This window comes from Pseudomonas sp. QE6 (assembly GCF_041379005.1).
Taxonomy (GTDB): Bacteria; Pseudomonadota; Gammaproteobacteria; order Pseudomonadales; family Pseudomonadaceae; genus Pseudomonas.
This window is the reverse complement of sequence record NZ_CP166873.1, coordinates 5,577,072-5,596,761: the sequence shown is the minus strand read 5'-3', so window position 1 is coordinate 5,596,761 and position 19,690 is coordinate 5,577,072. Positions and strand designations below refer to the sequence as shown.

Annotated in this window: 21 protein-coding genes; 12 read left to right on the top strand and 9 right to left on the bottom strand. The window is 66.2% G+C overall.

The window, feature by feature from the left end:
* Positions 1-158: 158 nt before the first annotated feature.
* Both ACAW63_RS25530 and ACAW63_RS25525 read right to left on the bottom strand, forming a co-directional pair.
* The gene (locus tag ACAW63_RS25530) at positions 159-812 is read right to left on the bottom strand and encodes a tetratricopeptide repeat protein (protein ID WP_371230116.1); all 654 of its coding nucleotides are present in this window, start codon (positions 810-812) and stop codon (positions 159-161) included.
* A 113-nt stretch (positions 813-925) separates the two neighbouring features.
* Positions 926-1,780, bottom strand: coding sequence for a sulfurtransferase (locus tag ACAW63_RS25525; protein ID WP_371230115.1), 855 nt, complete (start codon positions 1,778-1,780; stop codon positions 926-928).
* Positions 1,781-1,867: 87 nt separating this feature from the next.
* Here ACAW63_RS25525 and ACAW63_RS25520 point away from each other — a divergent pair, with 87 nt between their 5' ends.
* The gene (locus ACAW63_RS25520) at positions 1,868-2,662 is read left to right on the top strand and encodes a lysophospholipid acyltransferase family protein (RefSeq protein WP_371230113.1); all 795 of its coding nucleotides are present in this window, start codon (positions 1,868-1,870) and stop codon (positions 2,660-2,662) included.
* A gap of 10 nt (positions 2,663-2,672) precedes the next feature.
* Here ACAW63_RS25520 and ACAW63_RS25515 read toward each other — a convergent pair whose 3' ends face one another.
* Positions 2,673-3,734: an SMP-30/gluconolactonase/LRE family protein gene (locus ACAW63_RS25515; protein WP_371230111.1), complete on the bottom strand. Its 1,062-nt coding sequence runs from the start codon at positions 3,732-3,734 to the stop codon at positions 2,673-2,675.
* A 140-nt stretch (positions 3,735-3,874) separates the two neighbouring features.
* On the opposite strand from ACAW63_RS25515, the gene rnd reads away from it, so the two are divergent.
* The 3 genes from rnd (at position 3,875) to ACAW63_RS25500 (ending at position 6,498) form a co-directional block, all read left to right on the top strand.
* Positions 3,875-5,008: a ribonuclease D gene (rnd, locus tag ACAW63_RS25510; RefSeq protein ID WP_371230109.1), complete on the top strand. Its 1,134-nt coding sequence runs from the start codon at positions 3,875-3,877 to the stop codon at positions 5,006-5,008.
* Between the two features lie 15 nt (positions 5,009-5,023).
* Positions 5,024-5,317 carry a YcgL domain-containing protein gene (locus ACAW63_RS25505; protein ID WP_275608165.1) on the top strand — a complete coding sequence of 98 codons (294 nt, stop codon included), beginning with the start codon at positions 5,024-5,026 and terminating at the stop codon, positions 5,315-5,317.
* Positions 5,318-5,565: 248 nt separating this feature from the next.
* Positions 5,566-6,498 (top strand): D-2-hydroxyacid dehydrogenase, encoded by a 933-nt coding sequence (locus ACAW63_RS25500; protein ID WP_371230107.1) that lies wholly within the window; start codon positions 5,566-5,568, stop codon positions 6,496-6,498.
* Between the two features lie 73 nt (positions 6,499-6,571).
* Here the strand turns inward: ACAW63_RS25500 and ACAW63_RS25495 are convergent, their stop codons facing one another.
* Entirely contained in the window at positions 6,572-7,165 is a 594-nt protein-coding gene (locus ACAW63_RS25495; protein WP_331316983.1) for a nitroreductase family protein, read from the bottom strand.
* Between the two features lie 264 nt (positions 7,166-7,429).
* Here ACAW63_RS25495 and ACAW63_RS25490 point away from each other — a divergent pair, with 264 nt between their 5' ends.
* Entirely contained in the window at positions 7,430-7,879 is a 450-nt protein-coding gene (locus ACAW63_RS25490) for a YcgN family cysteine cluster protein (RefSeq protein WP_275608162.1), read from the top strand.
* 74 nt (positions 7,880-7,953) lie between these two features.
* Positions 7,954-8,583 (top strand): LysE family translocator, encoded by a 630-nt coding sequence (locus ACAW63_RS25485; RefSeq protein ID WP_371230104.1) that lies wholly within the window; start codon positions 7,954-7,956, stop codon positions 8,581-8,583.
* Positions 8,584-8,590: 7 nt separating this feature from the next.
* Here ACAW63_RS25485 and ACAW63_RS25480 read toward each other — a convergent pair whose 3' ends face one another.
* Positions 8,591-8,932, bottom strand: a complete 342-nt coding sequence (locus ACAW63_RS25480) for a CPCC family cysteine-rich protein (RefSeq protein ID WP_371230102.1) — start codon at positions 8,930-8,932, stop codon at positions 8,591-8,593.
* Positions 8,932-10,992, bottom strand: a complete 2,061-nt coding sequence (locus ACAW63_RS25475) for a S9 family peptidase (protein ID WP_371230100.1) — start codon at positions 10,990-10,992, stop codon at positions 8,932-8,934. The genes ACAW63_RS25480 and ACAW63_RS25475 overlap by 1 nt, the downstream gene beginning before the upstream one ends.
* A gap of 101 nt (positions 10,993-11,093) precedes the next feature.
* Here ACAW63_RS25475 and ACAW63_RS25470 point away from each other — a divergent pair, with 101 nt between their 5' ends.
* The 4 genes from ACAW63_RS25470 (at position 11,094) to ACAW63_RS25455 (ending at position 13,493) form a co-directional block, all read left to right on the top strand.
* Positions 11,094-11,564 carry an MFS transporter gene (locus ACAW63_RS25470; protein WP_371230098.1) on the top strand — a complete coding sequence of 157 codons (471 nt, stop codon included), beginning with the start codon at positions 11,094-11,096 and terminating at the stop codon, positions 11,562-11,564.
* Positions 11,565-11,630: 66 nt separating this feature from the next.
* On the top strand, positions 11,631-12,077 hold the full coding sequence (locus ACAW63_RS25465; RefSeq protein WP_371230096.1) for an HIT family protein: 447 nt from the start codon (positions 11,631-11,633) through the stop codon (positions 12,075-12,077).
* A gap of 3 nt (positions 12,078-12,080) precedes the next feature.
* Positions 12,081-12,854 carry a class II glutamine amidotransferase gene (locus ACAW63_RS25460; protein ID WP_275608158.1) on the top strand — a complete coding sequence of 258 codons (774 nt, stop codon included), beginning with the start codon at positions 12,081-12,083 and terminating at the stop codon, positions 12,852-12,854.
* Positions 12,855-12,968: 114 nt separating this feature from the next.
* Positions 12,969-13,493: a DUF2937 family protein gene (locus ACAW63_RS25455; RefSeq protein WP_371230094.1), complete on the top strand. Its 525-nt coding sequence runs from the start codon at positions 12,969-12,971 to the stop codon at positions 13,491-13,493.
* A gap of 228 nt (positions 13,494-13,721) precedes the next feature.
* On the opposite strand, the gene aceK is transcribed toward ACAW63_RS25455, so the two are convergent.
* Positions 13,722-15,458, bottom strand: coding sequence for a bifunctional isocitrate dehydrogenase kinase/phosphatase (gene aceK, locus ACAW63_RS25450; protein WP_371230092.1), 1,737 nt, complete (start codon positions 15,456-15,458; stop codon positions 13,722-13,724).
* Positions 15,459-15,624: 166 nt separating this feature from the next.
* On the opposite strand from aceK, the gene ACAW63_RS25445 reads away from it, so the two are divergent.
* The gene (locus ACAW63_RS25445) at positions 15,625-16,122 is read left to right on the top strand and encodes a GNAT family N-acetyltransferase (RefSeq protein WP_371230090.1); all 498 of its coding nucleotides are present in this window, start codon (positions 15,625-15,627) and stop codon (positions 16,120-16,122) included.
* 85 nt (positions 16,123-16,207) lie between these two features.
* Positions 16,208-17,113, top strand: coding sequence for a DMT family transporter (locus ACAW63_RS25440; protein WP_371230088.1), 906 nt, complete (start codon positions 16,208-16,210; stop codon positions 17,111-17,113).
* 48 nt (positions 17,114-17,161) lie between these two features.
* On the opposite strand, the gene ACAW63_RS25435 is transcribed toward ACAW63_RS25440, so the two are convergent.
* The gene (locus ACAW63_RS25435) at positions 17,162-18,067 is read right to left on the bottom strand and encodes a DMT family transporter (protein ID WP_371230086.1); all 906 of its coding nucleotides are present in this window, start codon (positions 18,065-18,067) and stop codon (positions 17,162-17,164) included.
* A 442-nt stretch (positions 18,068-18,509) separates the two neighbouring features.
* A complete protein-coding gene (locus ACAW63_RS25430) occupies positions 18,510-19,604 on the bottom strand; it encodes a polyamine ABC transporter substrate-binding protein (protein WP_371230085.1) in 1,095 nt (364 codons plus the stop codon).
* Positions 19,605-19,690: the final 86 nt, after the last annotated feature.

Below are 19,690 nucleotides of genomic sequence, written 5' to 3'. Positions count from 1 at the left end.
GCGGGGCGGGGCGACTTGGCAGCTTCTAGTGATTTTCCTGGCCCCGCCGGAAGCGGACTTAGCCGCTCGATTTGAAGTGTAGTGCGATAATTGTGCTGTAAAGGCCTGTTTTTAAATTGTTTTGATGGCGCAGGAATAATCCATATTCCGTCTGGAAATTAGATGCTGGACGGCAGCTCGGGCATTGCCTCGAGTTTTTCCCCGGCCTCCTCGTGCCCCTGGTCGGCGGCGCGCTGGTACCAGAGACGGGCCTGCGCGGGGTTCTTCGCCACCCCACGGCCCTTGGCGTAGCCCTCGGCCACGGCGAACTGGGCATCCACGTCGCCCTGCTCGGCGGACTTCTTGTACAGCGCGAAGGCCTTCTTGTAGCTGCGGGTCACCCCGGTGCCGTTCTCGTACATGATCGCCAGGTTGTATTCGGCGTCCTTGTCGTTCTGGTCGACCGCCTTCTGGTACCAGTACACGGCCTTCTCCGCGCTCTGCTCCACGCCATCGCCGCTGTCGTAGGCGTTGCCCAGGTTGTACTGGGCGCAGGCGTGCCCCTGTTCGGCGGCCTTCTGGTACCAGTACGCGGCCTGCTCGTAGTTCTGCTCGAACTCGTCGCTGCCGGCGTCGTATTCCAGGCCGAGGCTGTACTGGGCGGTGGCGTGGCCGGCGTTGGCCGCCGCTACCAGTTCGTCGCCGTAGAGGTCGGACCACTGGTCGGCGATGGAGCAGGGCGTGGCTTCCAGGGTGGCGGCCTGGACCGGCGTGGCGGCCCACAGGCACAGCAGCGCGCTGGCGAGCAGGGTGTGGCGAAGGCGGGTGGACATGGATTCACTCCTTTGAAAAATGGGCATGAGTCTGACGCATGCCCGGTTACCTATCCATCGGAACTCAAGCGTACAACACGGCCTGCTTTCCGTTTTCTCTGCGGGACGGCTGATCAGTCGCCCTTGGCCACCGGACGCTTCGCGTCGGTGATCCATTCACTCCAGGAGCCGGCGTACAGGCGGCCCAGCGGGTAGCCGGCGAGGCTCATGGCGAACAGGTTGTGGCAGGCGGTGACGCCGGAGCCGCAGTAGGCCACCAGGTCCTGCGCCGGGCGGCCGCGCAGCAGGCTGGCGAAGCGCTGGTGCAGGTGTTCCGGGCGCAGGAAGCGACCGTCGCTGCCGAGGTTGTCGGTGAAGGCTGCGCACTGGGCGCCGGGGATATGGCCGGCGACCGGGTCGATGGGCTCGACTTCGCCGCGGAAGCGCGGCAGGCCGCGGGCGTCCACCAGCGGCAGGTCGGGCTCGCCGAGGCGCTGGCCGAGGGCGTCGGCGTCGATCAGCAGGCTGTTGTCCGGCTCGCCCTGGAAGTCGCCGGGGCGCACGGGTGTCTCGGCGGTGGTCAGGCGCAGGCCGGCGGCGCGCCAGGCGCCAAGACCACCGTCGAGCAGGTAGACGCCCTCGCGCTTGCCCAGCCACAGCAGCAGCCACCAGGCGCGGGCGGCGAAGGCGCCGGGGCCGTCGTCATAGAGCACCACTTCACTTTCCGCGTTCAGGCCCCAGGTACGCAGGCGTTCCAGCAGTTGTTGCGGGTCGGGCAGCGGATGACGGCCGGTCACGCCGGGAACGACGGGCGCGGAAAGGTCCTTGTTGAGGTCGGCGAAGTGGGCGCCGGGAATGTGATTCTCCTGGTAGCTGCGCGCCCCGTAGGCGGGATCGTCGAGGGAGAAGCGGCAGTCGAGCAGCACGAGGTTCGGGTCATCGAGGCGGGCGGCCAGTTGCTCGGGCGTGAGCAGGCGGGCATGGGGCATGGGCGCATTCCTGTGTCGTGACGGGGCTTGGGTGCATCATAAGGCTTGTATAGCGAACACGTTACTGTCGGTGGGGAATTGGCGAAAATGCTCAACCTGCAATCGGAGCCGCGCAAGGCCGGCCCGCTGCGCGTCGCCCTGGTGGGGCTGGCGACGGTCCTGATCACCCTTGGCTACAGCGTCCGTGTGCTGGCGCTCGGCGCCATTGGCCGGCTGCGCCGCAGCAAGGTCGATGGCTTCACCCGCGACTGGTCCGGCAGCCTGCTGCGCCTGACCGGCGTACGCCTGAGCCGCCACGGCGAGGTGCCGGACTTCGGCGATGGCCGCCGCTACATGATCCTCTGCACCCACTCCAGCTTCTACGACATCCCGGCGATCTTCGTGACCATGCCCGGATCGATCCGCATGCTGGCGAAGAAGGAGCTGTTCTCCGTGCCGATCTGGGGCGCGGCGATGCGCGCGGCGGAGTTCCCGTCCATCGACCGGCACAATCGCCACCAGGCCATGGCGGACCTGGCCAAGGCGCGGGAAATGATGGAAAGCGGCATCGTGCTCTGGGCCGCGCCCGAGGGCACGCGCTCCAAGGATGGCAAGCTGCAGCCGTTCAAGAAGGGCTGCTTCCGCCTGGCACAGCAGACCGATGCGGTCATCGTTCCGGTGGCGATCCGCGGCATCCAGCAACTGCTGCCGGCCGGTGGCCTGAAGCTGAACCTCGGCATGCCGGTGGAGGTGCACGTCGGCGCGCCGATCGACTCCACCGCGTTTGCCGAGGAGGGCGTGGACGCCCTGATGGCCGAGGTGCGCGGGCGCATGCAGGAACTGCTGGAGCCCCCCGCCTCGTCCGCCCGGTCACCTGCCCGCGAGGAGCAGGCGCCGGCCTGAGCCGGGGCCCTCAGTGCAAGGTCAGCCGGCCGATGCGGTCGTTCTCCAGGCTGCCAAGGTAGAGCGCATCGCCCACCGGTTTGGCTGAGGTAACCATGCGCAGGTGCTGACCGCTGGTGTCGTGCAGGCTGCGCACGATCTCGCCCTTCTCGTTCAGCGCGATCACCAGGCCGTAGGGCACCGGCTTGGGCAGGAAGGCGCGCGGCAGCTTGGTCAACTGGCGCTTGAGCCAGGGCAGTTGCTGGATCAGGTCGGCGTCGGCCTTGCGCGGGGAGGGCAGGGCGACCCAGAAGGTGCCCTTGCGGTCGCCGGCGAGGTTGTCCGGCAGCCCTGGCAGATTGTCGATGAATACCTCGTGCTGCCCGGCCTTTTCGCCTTTGAGCCAGTAACGGGTGATGCGGTAGCGATAGGTCTCGTTGACCAGCACGAAGTCCTCGTTCTGCGACAGCGCCACGCCGTTGGCGAAATACAGGTCCTTGAGCAGCGTCTCGGTCTTGCCGCTGGCCGGGTCGTAGCGCAGCAGGCGGCCATGGGGGCGCGCTTCGAGCAGGTCGAGCAGGTAGTCCGGCTGATGGAAACGGCTGGATGCGTCGCTGAAATAGATGCGTCCGTCGCTGGCGATGTCCAGGTCGTCGGTAAAGGCGAAGGGGATGCCGTCGGCGGCATCGGTCAGCACGCGAATCCTGCCTTGCGGATCGACCTGCAGCAGGCCCTTCCAGGCGTCGGCGACGATCAGGTTGCCGGCCTTGTCGAACGCCAGCCCCAGCGGCCGACCGCCGGTATCGACGAAGGTCTCGACCTTGCCGTCCGCGCCGATGCGCACGATACGGCCATCTGCCAGGCCGGCGAAGACGCGGCCTTGGGCGTCCACGGCGGTGTCCTCGGGACCTGTGATCTGCCCCCGGGCGATCAGTTCGGCCTTCATCAGGGTGTCGTTGGGTTCCATCACGCCGGTCATCGGCGGGGCCTTGGGTGGCGTCCAGGCCAATGGGTCGATGGGGCTGGGGGTGAGCGCCAGGTAGGCGGCCAGGGCGGCGACCAGCAGGCCGAGCAGCCCGAGAAGCTTCTTCATGGGGGAGTTGCCTAATTGTTGTTATGGGGCGGGCCCAGCCTAGTCGCTGCATTGCACGCGATACAGACCGATAGCCGAGCGGAATGCTCGCACATCCTGCATCTCTATATAATGCGCGCACCGAAACGAAGGAGATGTTCGTGACCGCTCTCGATATTCAGTGGATTCGCGACGATGCCAGCCTGGCGCGCAAGTGCCAGGACTGGAAAGAACTGCCGTACCTCGCGCTCGATACCGAGTTCATGCGTGTCGATACCTTCTACCCCGGAGCCGGCCTGGTGCAGGTGGGCGACGGCAGTGGCGTGTGGCTGATCGATCCACTGCTGATCCGCGACTGGTCGCCTTTCGCCGCCGTGCTGGAGTCGTCGCTGGTGGTCAAGGTCTTCCATGCCTGCGGCGAGGACCTGGAAGTCTTCCAGCGTCTGACCGGCAGCCTGCCGCAGCCGCTGTTCGATACCCAGCTGGCCGCCGCCTACCTGGGCATGCCGCACTCGATGGGCTACTCGAAACTGGTGCTGGAGATCCTTGGCGTCGACCTGCCCAAGGACGAGACCCGCTCCGACTGGCTGCAGCGCCCGCTCACCGAGATGCAGGTGCGCTACGCCGCCGAGGACGTGCAGCACCTGGCCGAGGTCTACGTGAAGCTGGCGCCGCGCCTGAGTGATGAGAAGCTGCAGTGGCTGCTGGCCGACGGCGCGGACCTGGTCGCCAACCAGACCCGCGTCAGCGACCCGCAGGAGGCTTACCTCGATGTAAAGCTGGCGTGGAAGCTCAATCGCCAGCAACTGGCCGTGCTGCGTGAGCTGTGCGCCTGGCGCGAGGAACAGGCGCGCCTGCGCAACAAACCGCGCAACCACGTGCTGCGCGAGCACACCCTGTGGCCGCTGGCGCGCTTCCAGCCCGCCGACAAGGTCGCCCTGGCGCGCATCGACGACATGCACCCGCGCACCGTTCGCCAGGATGGCGATACCCTGATCGCACTGATCGCCCACGCGGCGAAGCTGCCGGAAGCCGAATGGCCTGAAACGCTGCCCGAACCGCTGCCGCGCGAGGTCACGCCGGTGCTCAAGCAGCTGCGCGAAGTCGGCCAGAAGGAGGCTGAGCGTCTGAACATGGCCCCCGAACTGATGCTGCGCAAGAAGGTTCTCGAAGCGCTGCTCAAGACCGGCTGGCCGAACGGCCCCTACCAATTGCCCGAATCGCTGCAGGGCTGGCGCCGCGAGCTGATGGGGCAGGCCCTGCTGGACAGCCTCGCCGTCCGGACCCACGAATAACGCGGAAGACACACCATGAAACGCATCTGCTCCATCTACAAGAGTCCGCGCAAGAACGAGATGTACCTGTACGTCGACAAGCGCGAGGCGCTGACCCGCGTCCCCGAAGGGCTGATCGCCGCGTTCGGTCCGCCGCAGCACACCTTCGACCTGGTGCTCAGCCCCGAGCGCCAACTGGCCCGCGAGGACATCAACAAGGTCCTGGAAAACATCGAGAAGCAGGGTTACCACCTGCAGATGCCGCCGGCCGAAGAGGAGTACATCGAGCACCTGCCCGAGGAGCTGCTGCGGATGAACGATCCGCTCTGATTCCTCGCTCGCGGACAATACCCTTCGAGCCGCGGACGGGCGCAGTGCTGGCACTGTGCAAGTTCGCGGCTTGAGCGCATTATGCGTGGAGAAAAGGGTTCAACGGAGCGGAACGCTTGGTCTCTGGCTGTGTCTATAGCCGCCTGACTTCCCTGAACTACTACCGAACTCCACGGGAAGCCCTCCTTAAGCGAGTCCAGATGCGCCAGCCGGAAACGTTCCATCGATCCAAGCGAAGGGCCTGAATCATGCGCCTGCTCGTTCTCGATCGCGACCATGCCCTTTACGCTGCCCTGATCATGGCGGCGGAACCGCGGATTACGGTGATTTCCGGCGACAAGCCGGACAAACTCCTCGAAGCCGCCGCCGAGTGCCCCGTCTGGCTCGCCCAGCCCGATTTCGCCGCCCAGCTGCTGCGCCAGGGCGTACACCCGGTGTGGATCCAGTCCAGCTGGGCGGGCATCACCCCGCTGCTAGCGGACGACCTGCCCAAGGATTACGCGCTGACCCGCGCCGTGGGCATTTTCGGCCAGGTCATGACCGAATACCTGCTCACCTACCTGCTCGCCCATGAGCGGCAGATGCTCGGCCGCCTGGCCAGCCAGGTCGGCGTGCAATGGGATGACCGCCTGCCCGGCACGCTCAATGGCCGCCAGGTGCTGATCGTCGGGACCGGCGAGATCGGCCAGGCGGTGGCGCACATGCTGGCGCCGTTCGGCGTGGAGCTGGTGGGGGTGGCGAAGAACCCTCGGCCGCTGCTGCCGTTCAGCCGCGTGGGCGCGCTGGAAGACCTGCCGCGCCTGCTGCAGACCGCCGACTATGTGGTGAACCTGCTGCCCGATACGCCGCAAACCCGCGATATCTTCAACCTGCCGCTGTTCAGCCGGATGAAGCCGACCGCCCTGTTCATCAACGCCGGGCGTGGCACCTCGGTGGTCGACGCCGATCTGGTATCGGCGCTGGAGGCCAACCAGATCGCCGGTGCGGTGATCGATGTCTGCCGCGAAGAACCGCTGCAACCGCAGCATCCGTTCTGGCACACGCCGCGCCTGCTGCTCACTGGGCACACGGCCGCGCCGACGCTGCCGGGGCCGCTGATCGAACTGTTCCGCGACAATCTCGCGCGATTCTGGGCCGGCCAGGAAATGCGCGGCGAGGTGGATTTCAGCCGCGGTTACTGATCGCGTTCGCTTCAAGGAAAAAGGCCCCGGATGGGGCCTTTTTCATGTTCGGGCTCGCTCCTACGAAAAGCATTCAGAGCGAGAAATCGCCCTCGGCGACGATTTCCGCCAGCGGGCGACGTGCGTTGGGCACTTCGCGGGCCTGCAGGCTCTCGGAGAGGATCGACTTGTCGCCCAGCTTGCCGATGGCTATCACCGCATGGATTTCATGGTCCGCCGGCACTTTCAGCTCGCTACGCGCCAGGTCGCGGTCGAAACCAGCCATGCCGTGGGTGTGCCAGCCGGCCAGGCTTGCCTGCAGCGCCAGGTAGCCCCAGGCGGAGCCGGTGTCGAAGCTGTGCCAGAGGGCCGGTTTCTCTTCGGTGGAGCCGGGCGGGGCGAAGGTGGTCTTGGACAGCACGACCACCAGCGCCGAGGCGTTCTGCGCCCAGCCACGGTTGAATTCGCCCAGCAGGTTCAGATAGCGCTGCCAGTTCGGCGTGTCGCGGCGCGCATAGAGGAAGCGCCAGGGCTGCGAGTTGAACGAGGAGGGCGCCCAGCGCGCCGCTTCGATGAAGCTCAGCAGAGTGGCCTCGGGAATGGCTTCGCCACTGAAGGCGCGGGGCGACCAGCGATTGATGAACTGCGGGTCGATGGGGTGCTCGGCAACGCGGGGATTGGCGCTCATGGTGGCTCCTTGATGACTTGGAATAGGCCGATGGTGCCGTGGACGGCCGGGCATCGCGGTGGGAACGGGCGGCGCGGCGGCGCTTGGCCGTCGGCGGGGCGCGCGGCTCTGGTGGGGAGCAGGCGGACCGGGCCCGTGGGGCGCTCAAACTAACCAGCGCGGCGCGCTCTGGCAAGCACATCGCGGTCAATGGTCGCCTGCGCTTGGCCTCAAGGCTCCGCGGGCTTAGACTTTGCGCCCCGTGAAACAGCACCTGTACAAAAAATGGCCGCCAAAGTCGAACCCTTCTGGAAACGCAAGACCCTCGACCAGCTCGATCAGGACGAGTGGGAGTCGCTGTGCGACGGGTGTGGCCTGTGCTGCCTGCAGAAGCTGGAAGACGAGGACGACGGCAGCGTCTACTACACGCGCATCGCCTGCAAGCTGCTGGACCTGAAGACCTGCCGCTGCACCGACTACGCCAACCGCCGTGCCACGGTACCCGATTGCATCCAGCTCACGCCGGCCCAGGCCAACGAGTTCCAGTGGCTACCGCCGACCTGCGGCTATCGCCTGGTCTCCGAGGGCAAGGATTTGCCACTCTGGCACCATCTGGTCTGCGGCGATCCCGACGCCGTGCACCACGAACGCATCTCCCAGTCCGGCCGCATGCTCGCCGAAGGTTCGGTGGCCGAGGACGACTGGGAAGAACACCTGATCTTCCGCGCCGGCTGACCCTTTCGCCGGCGGGTTTCGTCAGCAAGGCACGGCGTGGCATGCTGCCCGCCGTCCCGCCCCGGAGCCGCGCCATGCCAAGCCTCGAAAGCCTCAGCCTGTTCTTCGTCGCCACCCTGGCGCTCAACCTCACGCCCGGCCCGGACATGCTCTACGTGGCCTCGCGCTCGGCGGCCCAGGGCACGGCCGCCGGCCTGATGTCGACCCTTGGTATCGGCGCCGGCTGCGTGGTGTACATGCTGGCGGCGGCCTTCGGCCTGTCGGCGCTGCTGATGATGTCCAGCGTGGCCTTCGGCGTGCTCAAGTGGCTGGGCGCGCTCTACCTGGTCTGGCTCGGCTTGCAGCTGATCCGTGGCGCCTGGCGCGAGCAGAAGCGCACCGAGCTGGAACCGGCGCGCCTGGGCCGGGTGTTCCTGCAGGGCATGATGGTCAACGTGTTCAACCCCAAGGTGGCGCTGTTCTTCCTCGCTTTCCTGCCGCAGTTCGTCCCCGCCGGCAGCCCGGACTTCGTCCTGCAGATTCTCTGCCTTGGTCTGCTGTTCAACATCGGCGGCTGCCTGGTCAATGCCGTGGTTTCGCTGGTCGCCGGGCGTGTCGGCAACCGCGTGGGCAGCAATCCTACCTGGCGCCGCTGGCAGCAGAGCGCCTCGGGCGGACTGATCATGGCGATGGGCGTGGGCCTGGCCTTCAGCAGCCGTCGCTGATTCGCGCTCAGCGCGGCGCCCGCAGCCAGTAGCAGGCTTCCTCGCCGCGTAGCGGAGCCGCGTCGTCCGGCAGTTCCACGCGCTTTTCCCACAGTGGGAACCAGCGCTCGTCCTTCTCGTCGTCGATGGTCGCCGGGCGCACCTGCGTACGGAAGCGCCGTTCGCAGGCGCCCCATTGCACGTAGTTGACCTGCGCCTCGATCAGGCTGACCGCGTTGGCGCCGCCGCGGGCGTCGGGGAAGCACAGTTGCAGGTGGTCGTCTTCCCAGAAGCAGATCTCACAAATCTCGTACGACCCCGGCGGGTCGCCGAAACTGAAGTAGCCGCAGCACGGGCAGGTGTAGAGCATCAGCGATTGCCTTCGATGCCCAGCACCTTGAACAGGAAGGCGTACTCCAGCGCCACGTCCTTCAACCCCTGGTAGCGGCCGCTCATGCCGCCGTGGCCGGCGCCCAGGTCGGTCTTGAGCAGCAGCAGGTTGTCGTCGGTCTTGCTGACCCGCAGCTTGGCCACCCACTTGGCGGCTTCCCAGTACTGCACGCGGCTGTCGTTGTAGCCCGCCACCGCCAGCAGCGCCGGGTAGTCCTGGGCGCTGACGTTCTCGTAGGGTGCGTAGGCGCGGATGCGGGCGTAGACCTCCGGCTCCTGCGGGTTGCCCCATTCGTCGTACTCGGTGACGGTCAGCGGCAGGTCGGGGTTGAGCATGCTGTTGAGTACGTCGACGAAGGGCACCTCGGCGATGGCGGCGGCGAACAGCTGCGGGCGCTGGTTGAGCACCGCGCCGATCAGCAGGCCGCCGGCGCTGCCGCCGCTGATGGCCAGCTGCGCCGGGCTGCTGTAGCCCTGGGCCAGCAGGTGTTCGGCGCAGGCGATGAAGTCGCTGAAGGTGTTCTGCTTGTGCGCGAGCTTGCCGGCGCGGTACCAGGCTTCGCCCAGCTCGCCGCCGCCGCGCACATGGGCGATGGCGAAGACGAAACCGCGCTCCAGCAGGCTCAGGCGGGCGTGGGAGAACCAGGGGTCGAGGCTCTCGCCATAGGCGCCGTAGCCGTAGAGGTAGAGCGGCGCGGGCTGGCCACGGGCGATGTTTTCCAGCACGTCGCGGCGGCCGACCAGGCTGATCGGTACCTGTACGCCGTCGGCGGCGGTGGCCCAGAGGCGGCGGCTCTCGTAGGTATCGGCGTCGAACGGACCTTCCACCGGGGTTTCCTTGAGCACCTGCTGTTCACCGCTGGAAAGCTCCAGCTGGCGAATCTGCGCCGGGCGGTTGAGCGCCTCGTAACGCAGGCGGATCACCGGACTGTCGAACTCCAGGCTGTCCTGCACGTAGAGGTTGTAGGCGGCGTCCGGCAGTTGCACGCGGTAGGCCGGTTGCCCCTGCGGTTGCACCTCGACGATCGGCAGGCCGCCTTCGCGCAGGCTCAGGGTCAGGGCGCTGGCGCTCAGGGTAAGGCCTTCGAGCATCACTTCGTCGCGGTGCGCGATCAGCGTCTGCCAGTGCTCGCGGGTCGGCTGCGCCTCGCTGGCGCGGTACAGGGCGTAGTTGATGCCTTCCTGGTTGCTGCGGATCAGCCAGGCCCAGTCGCCGTTCAGGCGGCCATGGTCGGGGTAGTATTCGTGGTCTTCCTCGCGCGGCGCCAGGCAGGCGAACTCGCCGTCGGGGGTGTTGGCGTCCAGCACCCAGGCCTCGCTGGTGGTCTTGCTGCCCAGCAGCAGGATCAGCTGGCGTTCGGAGCTGGCGCGGTAGCAGTGCAGGAAGAAGCGCCCGTCGCGCTCCTCGAAGACCTGTTCCGCACCGCTCTCACCCAGGCGGTGGCGGTACAGCTTGTGCGGGCGGTGGGTGTCGTCCAGCTCGCCGAAGAACAGAGTGCGGTTGTCGTTGGCCCAGGTCAGGCTGCCATCGCAGTCCTCGAAGGGCAGGGCGGTCACGCTGCCGTCGGCCAGTTCCTTCACGTACAGGTTGTAAATCTCGTCGCCGCTGGTATCCAGGCTGTAGGCCAGTTTCGAATGATCGGGACTGATGCTGAAGGCGCCGACTGACAGGAAGCCGTCGCCGGCCAGGGCGTTGGGATCGAGCAGCAGTTGCTCGGCGGCTTCATCCACCGTCAGTGAGCCGTCGGCCGGACGCGGGCAGCGGTAGTGGCGCGGGTATTCGTCACCGGCGGTGGTGCGCTGGTAGTACAGCCAGGGGCCCCAGGGCGTGGGCAGCGACAGGTCGGTTTCGCGGATGCGTCCCTTGATCTCCTGGAACAGCGTTTCGCGCAATTTGGTCTGAGGAAGAAGCTGATCCTCAAGGTAGGCGTTTTCCGCTTTCAGATAGTCGAGGACGTCTTCGGCATCGCGGTTTTCCAGCCAGGCATAGGGATCGGCGGCGGCCTCGCGGCGGGCGATGGGGGGCTGACGGTCGGTCATGGCGACTCCTTACGTGGCGGGCATGGATGACGCCCGGCTGCGCACCCATGGGGAAAAGCGGCTATCATAAGCCCCCCTCTGCCGCTATCGCACGTACGCGCATGAACGAACACGATTACCTGATCGCCTGGGGCGCCTATCTGGGTGCCGGCCTCGGCCTGACTCTGGTCTGGTTCCTGATGACCGGCTGGATGTGGCGCTGGTTGCGCGAACCCCTGCGGGTGATCGTCATCGTGCTGCTGTTCACCCCGACCCCCGTGGACCCGGCGAACAACCTGTACGCCCCGGCCATCGCCATCACCGCGCTGGACGTGGTGTTCAAGGTCGGCAACAACGCCTGGCGCGCGGTCTCGGACCTTGCGCTGGTGCTGCTGGCGGCGTTCGGCGTGTACCTGCTGTTCGTGCTGGCCCGCTGGCCCATCGAGCGGGCGCTGAAGAACCGCCGCAAGACACCGGCGGCGGAAGACGAGCCGACCCTGCGCAAGCTGATGCAGCCGGAGCTGATGCCCGACGTGGATACCCGCACCGACGAGCGCGGCGACCGTCGCATGCGCATCGAACCACGCCTGTAGAATCGCGCCTTGCGTCCTGACCGACACGCGTCCAGCATGAACTGAACGGCCTTTCGAGGAGTTCCCATGGACTGCGTGTTCTGCGCCATCGCGGCCGGTCGCGTGCCGGCCCACGTTCTCTGCGAAGACGAGCATTTCATCGTGCTGCTGGATATCTACCCGCTGCGGCCCGCGCATCTGCTGCTGGTGGCGCGGGAGCACGTGACCTTCCTGCACCAGCTTTCGGACGGCGCGCAGCAGAGCCTGATGCCGCTGGCCGATCGCATGCAGCGCGTATTGCGCCGGGCCGGTTATGGCCGGATTGGCATCAACCTGCTGGTCAACGATGGCCCCGCGGCCAACCAGCATGTCCCACATTTTCATCTGCACCTGATTCCGCGTGAGCTGAACGATCTGCCGGCCATCGTGCTGCGCTTGCTCACACGTTTCCTGCCGCTGGGGCGGCGCAGGATGCACAATCGCCTGGAACGCGAGCTTCATCAGCTGCGCGAGGCACTGTTGGAGGAGAACTGATTCATGTGCGAGTTGCTCGGCATGAGCGCCAACGTCCCGACGGACATCGTGTTCAGCTTCACCGGGCTGATGCAGCGCGGCGGCGGCACCGGTCCGCACCGTGACGGCTGGGGCATTGCCTTCTACGAAGGACGCGGGGTGCGCCTGTTCCAGGACCCGTCGGCGAGCATCGACTCTGAAGTGGCGCGGCTGGTACAGCGCTACCCGATCAAGAGCGAAACGGTGATCGGCCACATCCGCCAGGCCAACGTCGGCAAGGTCTGCCTGTCCAATACGCACCCCTTCGTACGCGAAATGGGCGGGCGCTACTGGACCTTCGCCCACAACGGTCAGCTCGCCGATTTCCATCCCGAGCCGGGGCTGTACCGCCCGGTGGGCGATACCGACAGCGAGGCGGCCTTCTGCGACCTGCTCAACCGTGTGCGCCGCGCCTTCCCCGAACCGGTGCCGGTGGAGGTTCTGCTGCCGACGCTGGTCCGCGCCTGCGCGTCCTATCGCGAGCAGGGCGTGTTCAACTGCCTGCTCAGCGACGGGGACTGGCTGTTCACCTTCTGCAGCAGCAAGCTGGCCTGGATCACCCGCCGAGCACCGTTCGGCCCGGCGCGTCTGAAGGACGCCGACCTGACCGTCGACTTCCAGTCCGAAACCACGCCTGACGACGTGGTGACGGTGATCGCCACCGAACCGCTGACCGACAACGAGAACTGGACCCTGATGCAGGGCGGCGAGTGGATGCTCTGGTGGCGCGGAGAAATCGTCGACCAGGGACGTATCTGAAGCGGCCAGCGCGCATCCGTGCGACGCAGGCCCGGACCCGACGGACGCCTTCGACGACAATCGGCGGCGCCCTGGGGGCGATTCCAATAAGACAAGAACGAAGGGGGGGAGAAGATGTTGCGCAGCTACATTCGCATGGTGCTGTTCGCACTGGGCCTGATGGTGGCGGTACAGGTGCCGGGCTTCATCAAGGACTACACCCAGCGCATCGACGCCCATCGCCTCGAGGCCGCCCAGGCGCTGCAAGGCTTCAAGGACACCTCCGGGCAATTCTTCAAGGGCGATCTGAATGCGCTGGTGGCGCACTATCGCGGCAGCCCCGACCCGATATTCCAGCGCGATGCCGACAACATCGAGCGCCTGCTGCGCCGCGCCCAGTTGTTCGATAACGAATGGCGCGCCATGCAGGGCAGCTGGTTCCAGCGCGCCTGGCACATGGTGCTGGCGCCGAACGCCGAGCTGCTGCAGGAAACGTATGCGAACTACCGCTACCAGGTGGTGCTGGAACCCGAAGCCATCGCCTGGGGCCTGGCCGGTGGTCTGGTGCTGGCGTGGATCGCCGAGGTGCTGATGGCCTCGCTGGTGGCGCTGGTCGGCCTGGGGGACAACCGCCGGGCTTCGCGTCGGCACTGGAACTGATGTCTGAGGGCTTGTCGTAGGAACGGACTTCGTCCGCGATAGGTTCCGCTCTGTAGCGAATCGCGGGCGGTACGCAGGCGCAATGCCTAGGGTTTTTCCTGTGAGGACGGATTCTTCCGCGATGGATTTCGCGGACAAGGTCCGCTCCTACAATCGCCGAAAAGCGCGCTGCCCGCGCTTCGTAGGAGCGGATCTTATCCGCGAAGCTTTTGCTCTTCCCCACCGCGGCTAGCGCGCCAGCGCTTCCTCCGGCGACTCATGGCGGCGATAGGGGAACACGTCGATCACCTTGCCTGCCCGGATCTGCTCCTGCAAACCCTTCCAGTAATCGGCGTCGAACAGGTTGCCGTGCAGCCGGGCGAACAGCCGGCGCTGCTTCAGGTCGACGAACAGGAAGCGCGGGAACTCCTCCGGGAATACGTCCATCGGCCCCACCGAATACCAGGGCTCGGAAGACATCTCGTCCTCCTCGTAGCGCGGCGGCGGGATGTGGCGGAAGTTCACCTCGGTCAGGTAGCTGATCTCGTCGTAGTCGTAGAACACCACGCGGCCGTGGCGGGTGACGCCGAAGTTCTTCAGCAGCATGTCGCCGGGGAAGATGTTCGCCGCCGCCAGTTGCTTGATCGCCAGGCCATAGTCGTTCAGGGCTTCCTCCACCTGCGCCTCGGTGGCGTGCTCCAGGTAGATATTCAGCGGCGTCATGCGGCGCTCGGTCCAGCAATGGCGGATCAGCACCACGTCGTCTTCCAGCACGACGGTGGACGGCGCCACTTCCAGCAGTTCGGCGAGGCAGTCCGGGTGGAACTTGCGCACCGGGAAGCGGAAGTCTGCGAACTGCTGGGTATCGGCCAGGCGGCCGACGCGGTCGTGGTTCTTCACCAACTGGTACTTCTGGATCACCGTGGCGTGGTCCACGGTCTTGGCCGGGTTGAAGTTGTCCTTGATGATCTTGAACACCACGTTGAAGCCCGGCAGGGTGAACACGCTCATCACCATGCCGCGCACGCCGGGGGCCATGACGAACAGGTCGTCGGTGGTCGCCAGGTGGTTGATCAGCGCGCGGTAGAACTCGCTCTTGCCCTGTTTGTAGAAGCCGATGGAGGTGTACAGCTCGGCGATGTGCTTGCCCGGCAGCAGGCGCTTGAGGAAGGCCACCAGCTCGGCCGGCACCGGCGCATCCACCATGAAGTAGGAACGGGTGAAGGAGAAGATGATCGAGACTTCAGCTTCGTCGGTGATCACCGTGTCGAACTGGATGCCGCGCCCTTCGTGGTGCACCAGCGGGAACACCAGCGGCCACTGCTCGTCCGGGGTGAACAGGCGGCCCACCAGGTAGGCGCCCTTGTTGCGGTAGAACACCGAGCCGATCAGCTCGACGGTGAGCGTCGGGTCCTTGCACACCCAGTCCGGCAGGCTGGCGCGCAGCAGGCTGTCGATGCGCTCCAGGTCGCGCTCGCGGTCGTCGTAGTCCACAGCGAAGCGGTAGTCGTCGAAGATCTGCTCCAGGGTATGGCGCAGGTGGCCGGCGGGGCGGTACAGGCGGGTGTGCGGGTCGCGGGCGTGGGCGCGCAGGGACGGCCGGGTGGTATGCACGAACATGGTGCCGTCGCTGATGTTGTCGTGGCTGAACAGGCCGCAGAAGATCGAGTTGAACCAGGTCTCCGCCAGCTCGTCGTCCAGCCGCGGGTCGATCAGGGTGATGTAGGCGCTCTTGGCGATGGGCCAGCGCTCCACGTCCACCAGGTCGATGTGGGCCATGGTGCGGGTCAGGCGTTCCACGGTCTCGGCGACCTTTTCCTCGTACAGGTTGATGCGCTCGGTCGAGGCTCGCTGCGCCTCCTGCCAGAGTGCCTGCTCGAAGCGCGCAGGCGCTCCGTCGGTGATCTGGTGGAAGCGTGCGCGGTAGTCGTCGAAGCCTTCGAGGATCAGGGTCGCGATCTCGGTCGCCGGCCAGTGCTCAGCCATGGGAGCGCCTCTGCGGAGTCTTGGTGCAGCGAGCTTAGCCACGCACAACGGAGAGCGAAAGGGCGAATTCGTAACGCTCGGCCCGGGGCAAGTTGCGTATGCTGGGCTGCCCTTGTTCCTTTAGATTGAGAGCCTTTGGCAGATGCCTTGGCAAGGAGCCGCCACGATGGACACCCTCCGCATCGAACGCTGCACGGAGCAGCATATCAACGGGCTGACCGCCCTCTACAACGACCCCGCCGTGGCCCGTCAGGTGCTGCAGATGCCTTACCAGGCGCCGGAGCTGTGGCGCAAACGGCTGTGCCAGGACAGCGAGCGCCAGGTGACCCTGGTGGCGCTGCACCAGGACGAAGTGGTCGGTAGCGCCAATCTGGAACAGTACCCGCGCGTGCGCCGCAGCCATTGTGGCGCCATCGGCATGGGGGTGGCGGTCGCCTGGCAGGGGCGCGGCCTCGGGACGCGGTTGCTGGCGGAGCTGCTGGAGGTCGCCGACAACTGGATGAACCTGCGTCGCGTGGAACTGACCGTCTACACCGACAACCAGCCGGCCATCGCGCTGTACCGCAAGTTCGGCTTCGAGGTGGAGGGCGAATTGCGAGACTATGCCTTCCGCGACGGCGCCTTTGCCGACGTGCTGAGCATGGCGCGCCTGCGCAGGAGCTGAACATGGAGTTTGAAAGTCAGCTGCGGGTGGACGCCCTCCGCCTGCGGCGTAGGCTGGTGACTCCCACGCCAAGGATCCGTTCGCGATGAGTCCCGCCGCACTCCTGAACCTGCTCGGGCTGGCCGCCATCTGGGGCGCCAGTTTCCTGTTCATGCGCCAGCTGGTACCTGCCATCGGGGTGATGCCGACCGCGTTCTTCCGCGTCTTTCTCTCCGCCGTCGGGCTGGTGGTGATTCTGCTGGTGCTGCGCACACGCTGGGACTTCCGGGGCAAGTTCGGGCGCATCCTGCTGATCGGGGTGATCAGCTCGGGCATTCCGGTGTTGATGTACAGCCTGGCGGCGCGGGTCCTGCCGGCGGGCTATTCGGCGATCTTCAACGCCACCACGCCGCTGATGGGGGTACTGATCGGCTCGCTGTTCTTTGGTGAGTCGCTGACCGGCTCCAAGGCGCTGGGCGTGCTGCTCGGCCTCGCGGGTGTGGCGGTGCTGACCGGGGCCGGCCCGGTGCCGCTGGATGCCGCCGTGCTGTGGGGCGCCGCCGCCTGCCTGGTGGCGACCACCTGCTACGGCTTCGCCGGGTTCATCACCAAGCGCTGGATCAACGACCAGGGTGGCCTGGACTTCGGCGTGTCCGCCCTGGGCAGCCAGATCGGCGCAACGCTGTGCCTGCTGCCGTTCTTCCTCGGTACCAGCCTGGACATGCCGCTGGCGCCGTTGCTGGAGCCGAAGGTGGTTCTGGCGTTGGCCGGGTTGGGCTTCCTCTGCACCTCCTTTGCCTATGTCCTGTACTTCCGCCTGCTGGCCAGCATCGGCCCGCTGAAGACCATGACGGTGACCTTCCTCATCCCACTGTTCGGCGTGCTCTGGGGCGCGCTGTTGCTGGACGAGTCGCTGTCATGGGCGCACCTGCAGGGCGGGCTGCTGATTGCCGTTGCGCTGTGGCTGGTGTTGCGGCCGGCGCCGTTGTCGAAGGTGGAGACTGCCAGTTGATTCAGCCGGAGGCGAGGAGTCATCCCCGCCTCCGGCTTTCGTGCCCGGTCAGCCGTTATCCACGGCCTGCGTTGCCTCTGCGGCCCGCACCGGCGCCGGCTTGCGGAACACCAGCATCAACCCCACCACGATCAGCCCCATCCCCAGCAGGCCCAGGGCGGACAGGCGGTTGCCGAACACCCCGTAGTCCATCAGCGCCGTGACCGCCGGTACCAGGTAGAACAGGCTGGTGACGTTCACCAGGTTGCCCGCCGCGATCATCCGGTAGAGCAGCACGGTGGCCAGCACCGAGACCATCAGCCCCATCCACAGTGCACTGAGGATGAACGCGGCATTCCACTCGACGTGCAGTGGCTGGAAGGGCGCCACGGCCAGGCACAGGGTCAGCCCGGCGATGTACTGCAGGGGTAGGGTGCCCAACGGGTTTTCGCGGATGTTCTTCTGCAGGATCGACCCGCCGGTAATCGATAGCAGCGCCAGCAGGGAGCAGGCCAGTCCGGCGAAGGTCAGGCCCGACAACCCGATGCTCTGGTAGACCACCATGACCAGTCCGATCAGCCCCAGCGCGAGGCCGCCCAGGCGAGTGGCCGAATGTCGGCGTTCGAGGAGGAAGCTGGTGAGCATTGGCTGCACGCCGAGCACGGTGGCGATGACCCCGGGGGTGACGTGCAGGTCCAGCGCCATCAGGTAGAAGATCGGGTAGATGCCGAGCATCACCAGGCCGGTGAGCACGGCATGGCGCACCTGCTTGCGTTCGCGTGGCCAACGCAGGCCGATCAGTGGCGAGAGGATCAGCAGCGCCACCAGTGCGGTGCCGAAGCGGGCGATGAGGAAGACCATCGGCGAGGCATGGGCCAGGCCCCACTTGCTGATGATGGCGGCGCTGCTCCACAGCAGCACGAAGAGCGAGGTACTGGCCAGGGCGGCCAGGGACGAACGATTGAACGAAATCATGCCATATACCTGTCGTCAGGCAGATCACGGCCGGCCTTCAGGCGGCCAGCCACAAACCGGGCGCCGCGTCAGACGAGCGCGGCAAGCCGGGTGTTGGAATACGCTTGATGCGTGGGCGTCAGAGGCTCACACCGGGCGGCGGATAGGCCGCGCCGGGAGGCGGAGGCGACGCGCTGGCGACGACAGGAGGGGGAGGGCAGGCCGCACCCATACCCGCGCCGCGGGCCGGGGAGGCTGCAGCGATGATTGCCGGATCGGGCAACGGGGATCGGGACATGGATGGAAGCCTGTTCAGTGGGGCAGCAACTGCGCTGCGTGGGCTGACTATAGCGGCCTGGATCGACGCTGGCGAGCCCTGTGCGAGTCGTGCGGCAAAGCGCGACTCCTGCGACAGAAACGACAACGCGCGGCTTCGGCCGCGCGTTGCAGGGCAAGACGATGCTTACTTGCCGGTCTTGATGGTGTTCCAGATGCGGGTGCGCAGGCGGTCGATCTTCTGCGGCATGGATTCGAGGGCGAACAGCTTGGCCATCTTCTCCTGCGGCGGATAGATCGCCGGATCGGCCTTGACGTCCGCGTTCACCAGCGGATCGGCCGCGAGGTTGCCGTTGGCGTAGCGCACGTGGTTGCTGATGTTGGCCATCACTTCCGGGCGCAGCAGGTAGTTCATGAAGGCGTAGCCGGCCTTTTCGTCGGGGGCATCGACCGGCATGGCGACCATGTCGAACCACAGCGGCGAGCCTTCCTTCGGGGTGGAGTACTGGATTTCCACGCCGTTCTTGGCTTCCTTGGCGCGGGTGGCGGCCTGCAGGATGTCGCCCGAGAAGCCGACGGCCACGCAGATCTCGCCGTTGGCCAGGTCGCTGACGTACTTGGAGGAGTGGAAGTAGCGGATGTACGGGCGCACCTTGAGCAGCGCGGCCTCGGCCTGCTTGTAGTCGTCCTGCTTCTGGCTGTGATGCGGCAGGCCCAGGTAGTTCAGGGTGATCGGCAGCAGTTCGGGACCGTTGTCCAGTACGGCGACGCCGCACTTGGCCAGCTTCTCCATGTACTCGGGCTTGAAGAAGATGTCCCAGGAATCGATCGGGGCGTTGTCGCCCAGCACTTCCTTGATCTTCGCCGGGTTATAGCCGATGCCGGTGGTACCCCACAGGTAGGGGAAGCCGTGCTCGTTGCCCGGGTCGTTCACTTCCAGCGCCTTCATCAGCACCGGGTTGAGATTCTTCCAGTTCGGCAACTGGCTCTTGTCCAGCTTCTTCAGCGCGCCGGCCTGGATCTGCTTGGCCATGAAATGGTTGGACGGCACCACGATGTCGTAACCGGATTTGCCGGTCATCAGCTTGCCGTCGAGGGTCTCGTTGCTGTCGTAGACGTCGTAGGTCGCCTGGATGCCGGTCTCTTTGGTGAAGCTCGGCACGGTGTCCGGGGCGATGTAGTCGGACCAGTTGTAGATCTTCACGCTGTCGGCCTGGGCGGCGCCCGCGGACAGCGTGATGGAAAGCGCGAGGGTGGAGAGCAACGGGGAGGAAATTTTCATTCTTGTGTTCCTGACGGCGGTGCGGGATGCCCGGCGCCGTCCGCTTTGTGCGGTCGGCAGTTGTGACGGGCTGCGCAAGAATTAAC

Bases quoted from the DNA above. Each gene is read 5' to 3' on its own strand.
- ACAW63_RS25430 (WP_371230085.1), bottom strand. From the start codon at position 19,604: ATGAAAATTTCCTCCCCGTTGCTCTCCACCCTCGCGCTTTCCATCACG.
- ACAW63_RS25475 (WP_371230100.1), bottom strand. From the start codon at position 10,992: ATGACCGACCGTCAGCCCCCCATCGCCCGCCGCGAGGCCGCCGCCGAT.
- ACAW63_RS25435 (WP_371230086.1), bottom strand. From the start codon at position 18,067: ATGATTTCGTTCAATCGTTCGTCCCTGGCCGCCCTGGCCAGTACCTCG.
- ACAW63_RS25455 (WP_371230094.1), top strand. From the start codon at position 12,969: ATGTTGCGCAGCTACATTCGCATGGTGCTGTTCGCACTGGGCCTGATG.
- ACAW63_RS25515 (WP_371230111.1), bottom strand. From the start codon at position 3,734: ATGAAGAAGCTTCTCGGGCTGCTCGGCCTGCTGGTCGCCGCCCTGGCC.
- ACAW63_RS25470 (WP_371230098.1), top strand. From the start codon at position 11,094: ATGAACGAACACGATTACCTGATCGCCTGGGGCGCCTATCTGGGTGCC.
- ACAW63_RS25495 (WP_331316983.1), bottom strand. From the start codon at position 7,165: ATGAGCGCCAATCCCCGCGTTGCCGAGCACCCCATCGACCCGCAGTTC.
- ACAW63_RS25520 (WP_371230113.1), top strand. From the start codon at position 1,868: ATGCTCAACCTGCAATCGGAGCCGCGCAAGGCCGGCCCGCTGCGCGTC.
- ACAW63_RS25465 (WP_371230096.1), top strand. From the start codon at position 11,631: ATGGACTGCGTGTTCTGCGCCATCGCGGCCGGTCGCGTGCCGGCCCAC.
- ACAW63_RS25460 (WP_275608158.1), top strand. From the start codon at position 12,081: ATGTGCGAGTTGCTCGGCATGAGCGCCAACGTCCCGACGGACATCGTG.
- ACAW63_RS25500 (WP_371230107.1), top strand. From the start codon at position 5,566: ATGCGCCTGCTCGTTCTCGATCGCGACCATGCCCTTTACGCTGCCCTG.
- ACAW63_RS25445 (WP_371230090.1), top strand. From the start codon at position 15,625: ATGGACACCCTCCGCATCGAACGCTGCACGGAGCAGCATATCAACGGG.
- aceK (WP_371230092.1), bottom strand. From the start codon at position 15,458: ATGGCTGAGCACTGGCCGGCGACCGAGATCGCGACCCTGATCCTCGAA.
- ACAW63_RS25505 (WP_275608165.1), top strand. From the start codon at position 5,024: ATGAAACGCATCTGCTCCATCTACAAGAGTCCGCGCAAGAACGAGATG.
- ACAW63_RS25525 (WP_371230115.1), bottom strand. From the start codon at position 1,780: ATGCCCCATGCCCGCCTGCTCACGCCCGAGCAACTGGCCGCCCGCCTC.
- ACAW63_RS25485 (WP_371230104.1), top strand. From the start codon at position 7,954: ATGCCAAGCCTCGAAAGCCTCAGCCTGTTCTTCGTCGCCACCCTGGCG.
- ACAW63_RS25440 (WP_371230088.1), top strand. From the start codon at position 16,208: ATGAGTCCCGCCGCACTCCTGAACCTGCTCGGGCTGGCCGCCATCTGG.
- ACAW63_RS25530 (WP_371230116.1), bottom strand. From the start codon at position 812: ATGTCCACCCGCCTTCGCCACACCCTGCTCGCCAGCGCGCTGCTGTGC.
- ACAW63_RS25480 (WP_371230102.1), bottom strand. From the start codon at position 8,932: ATGCTCTACACCTGCCCGTGCTGCGGCTACTTCAGTTTCGGCGACCCG.
- ACAW63_RS25490 (WP_275608162.1), top strand. From the start codon at position 7,430: ATGGCCGCCAAAGTCGAACCCTTCTGGAAACGCAAGACCCTCGACCAG.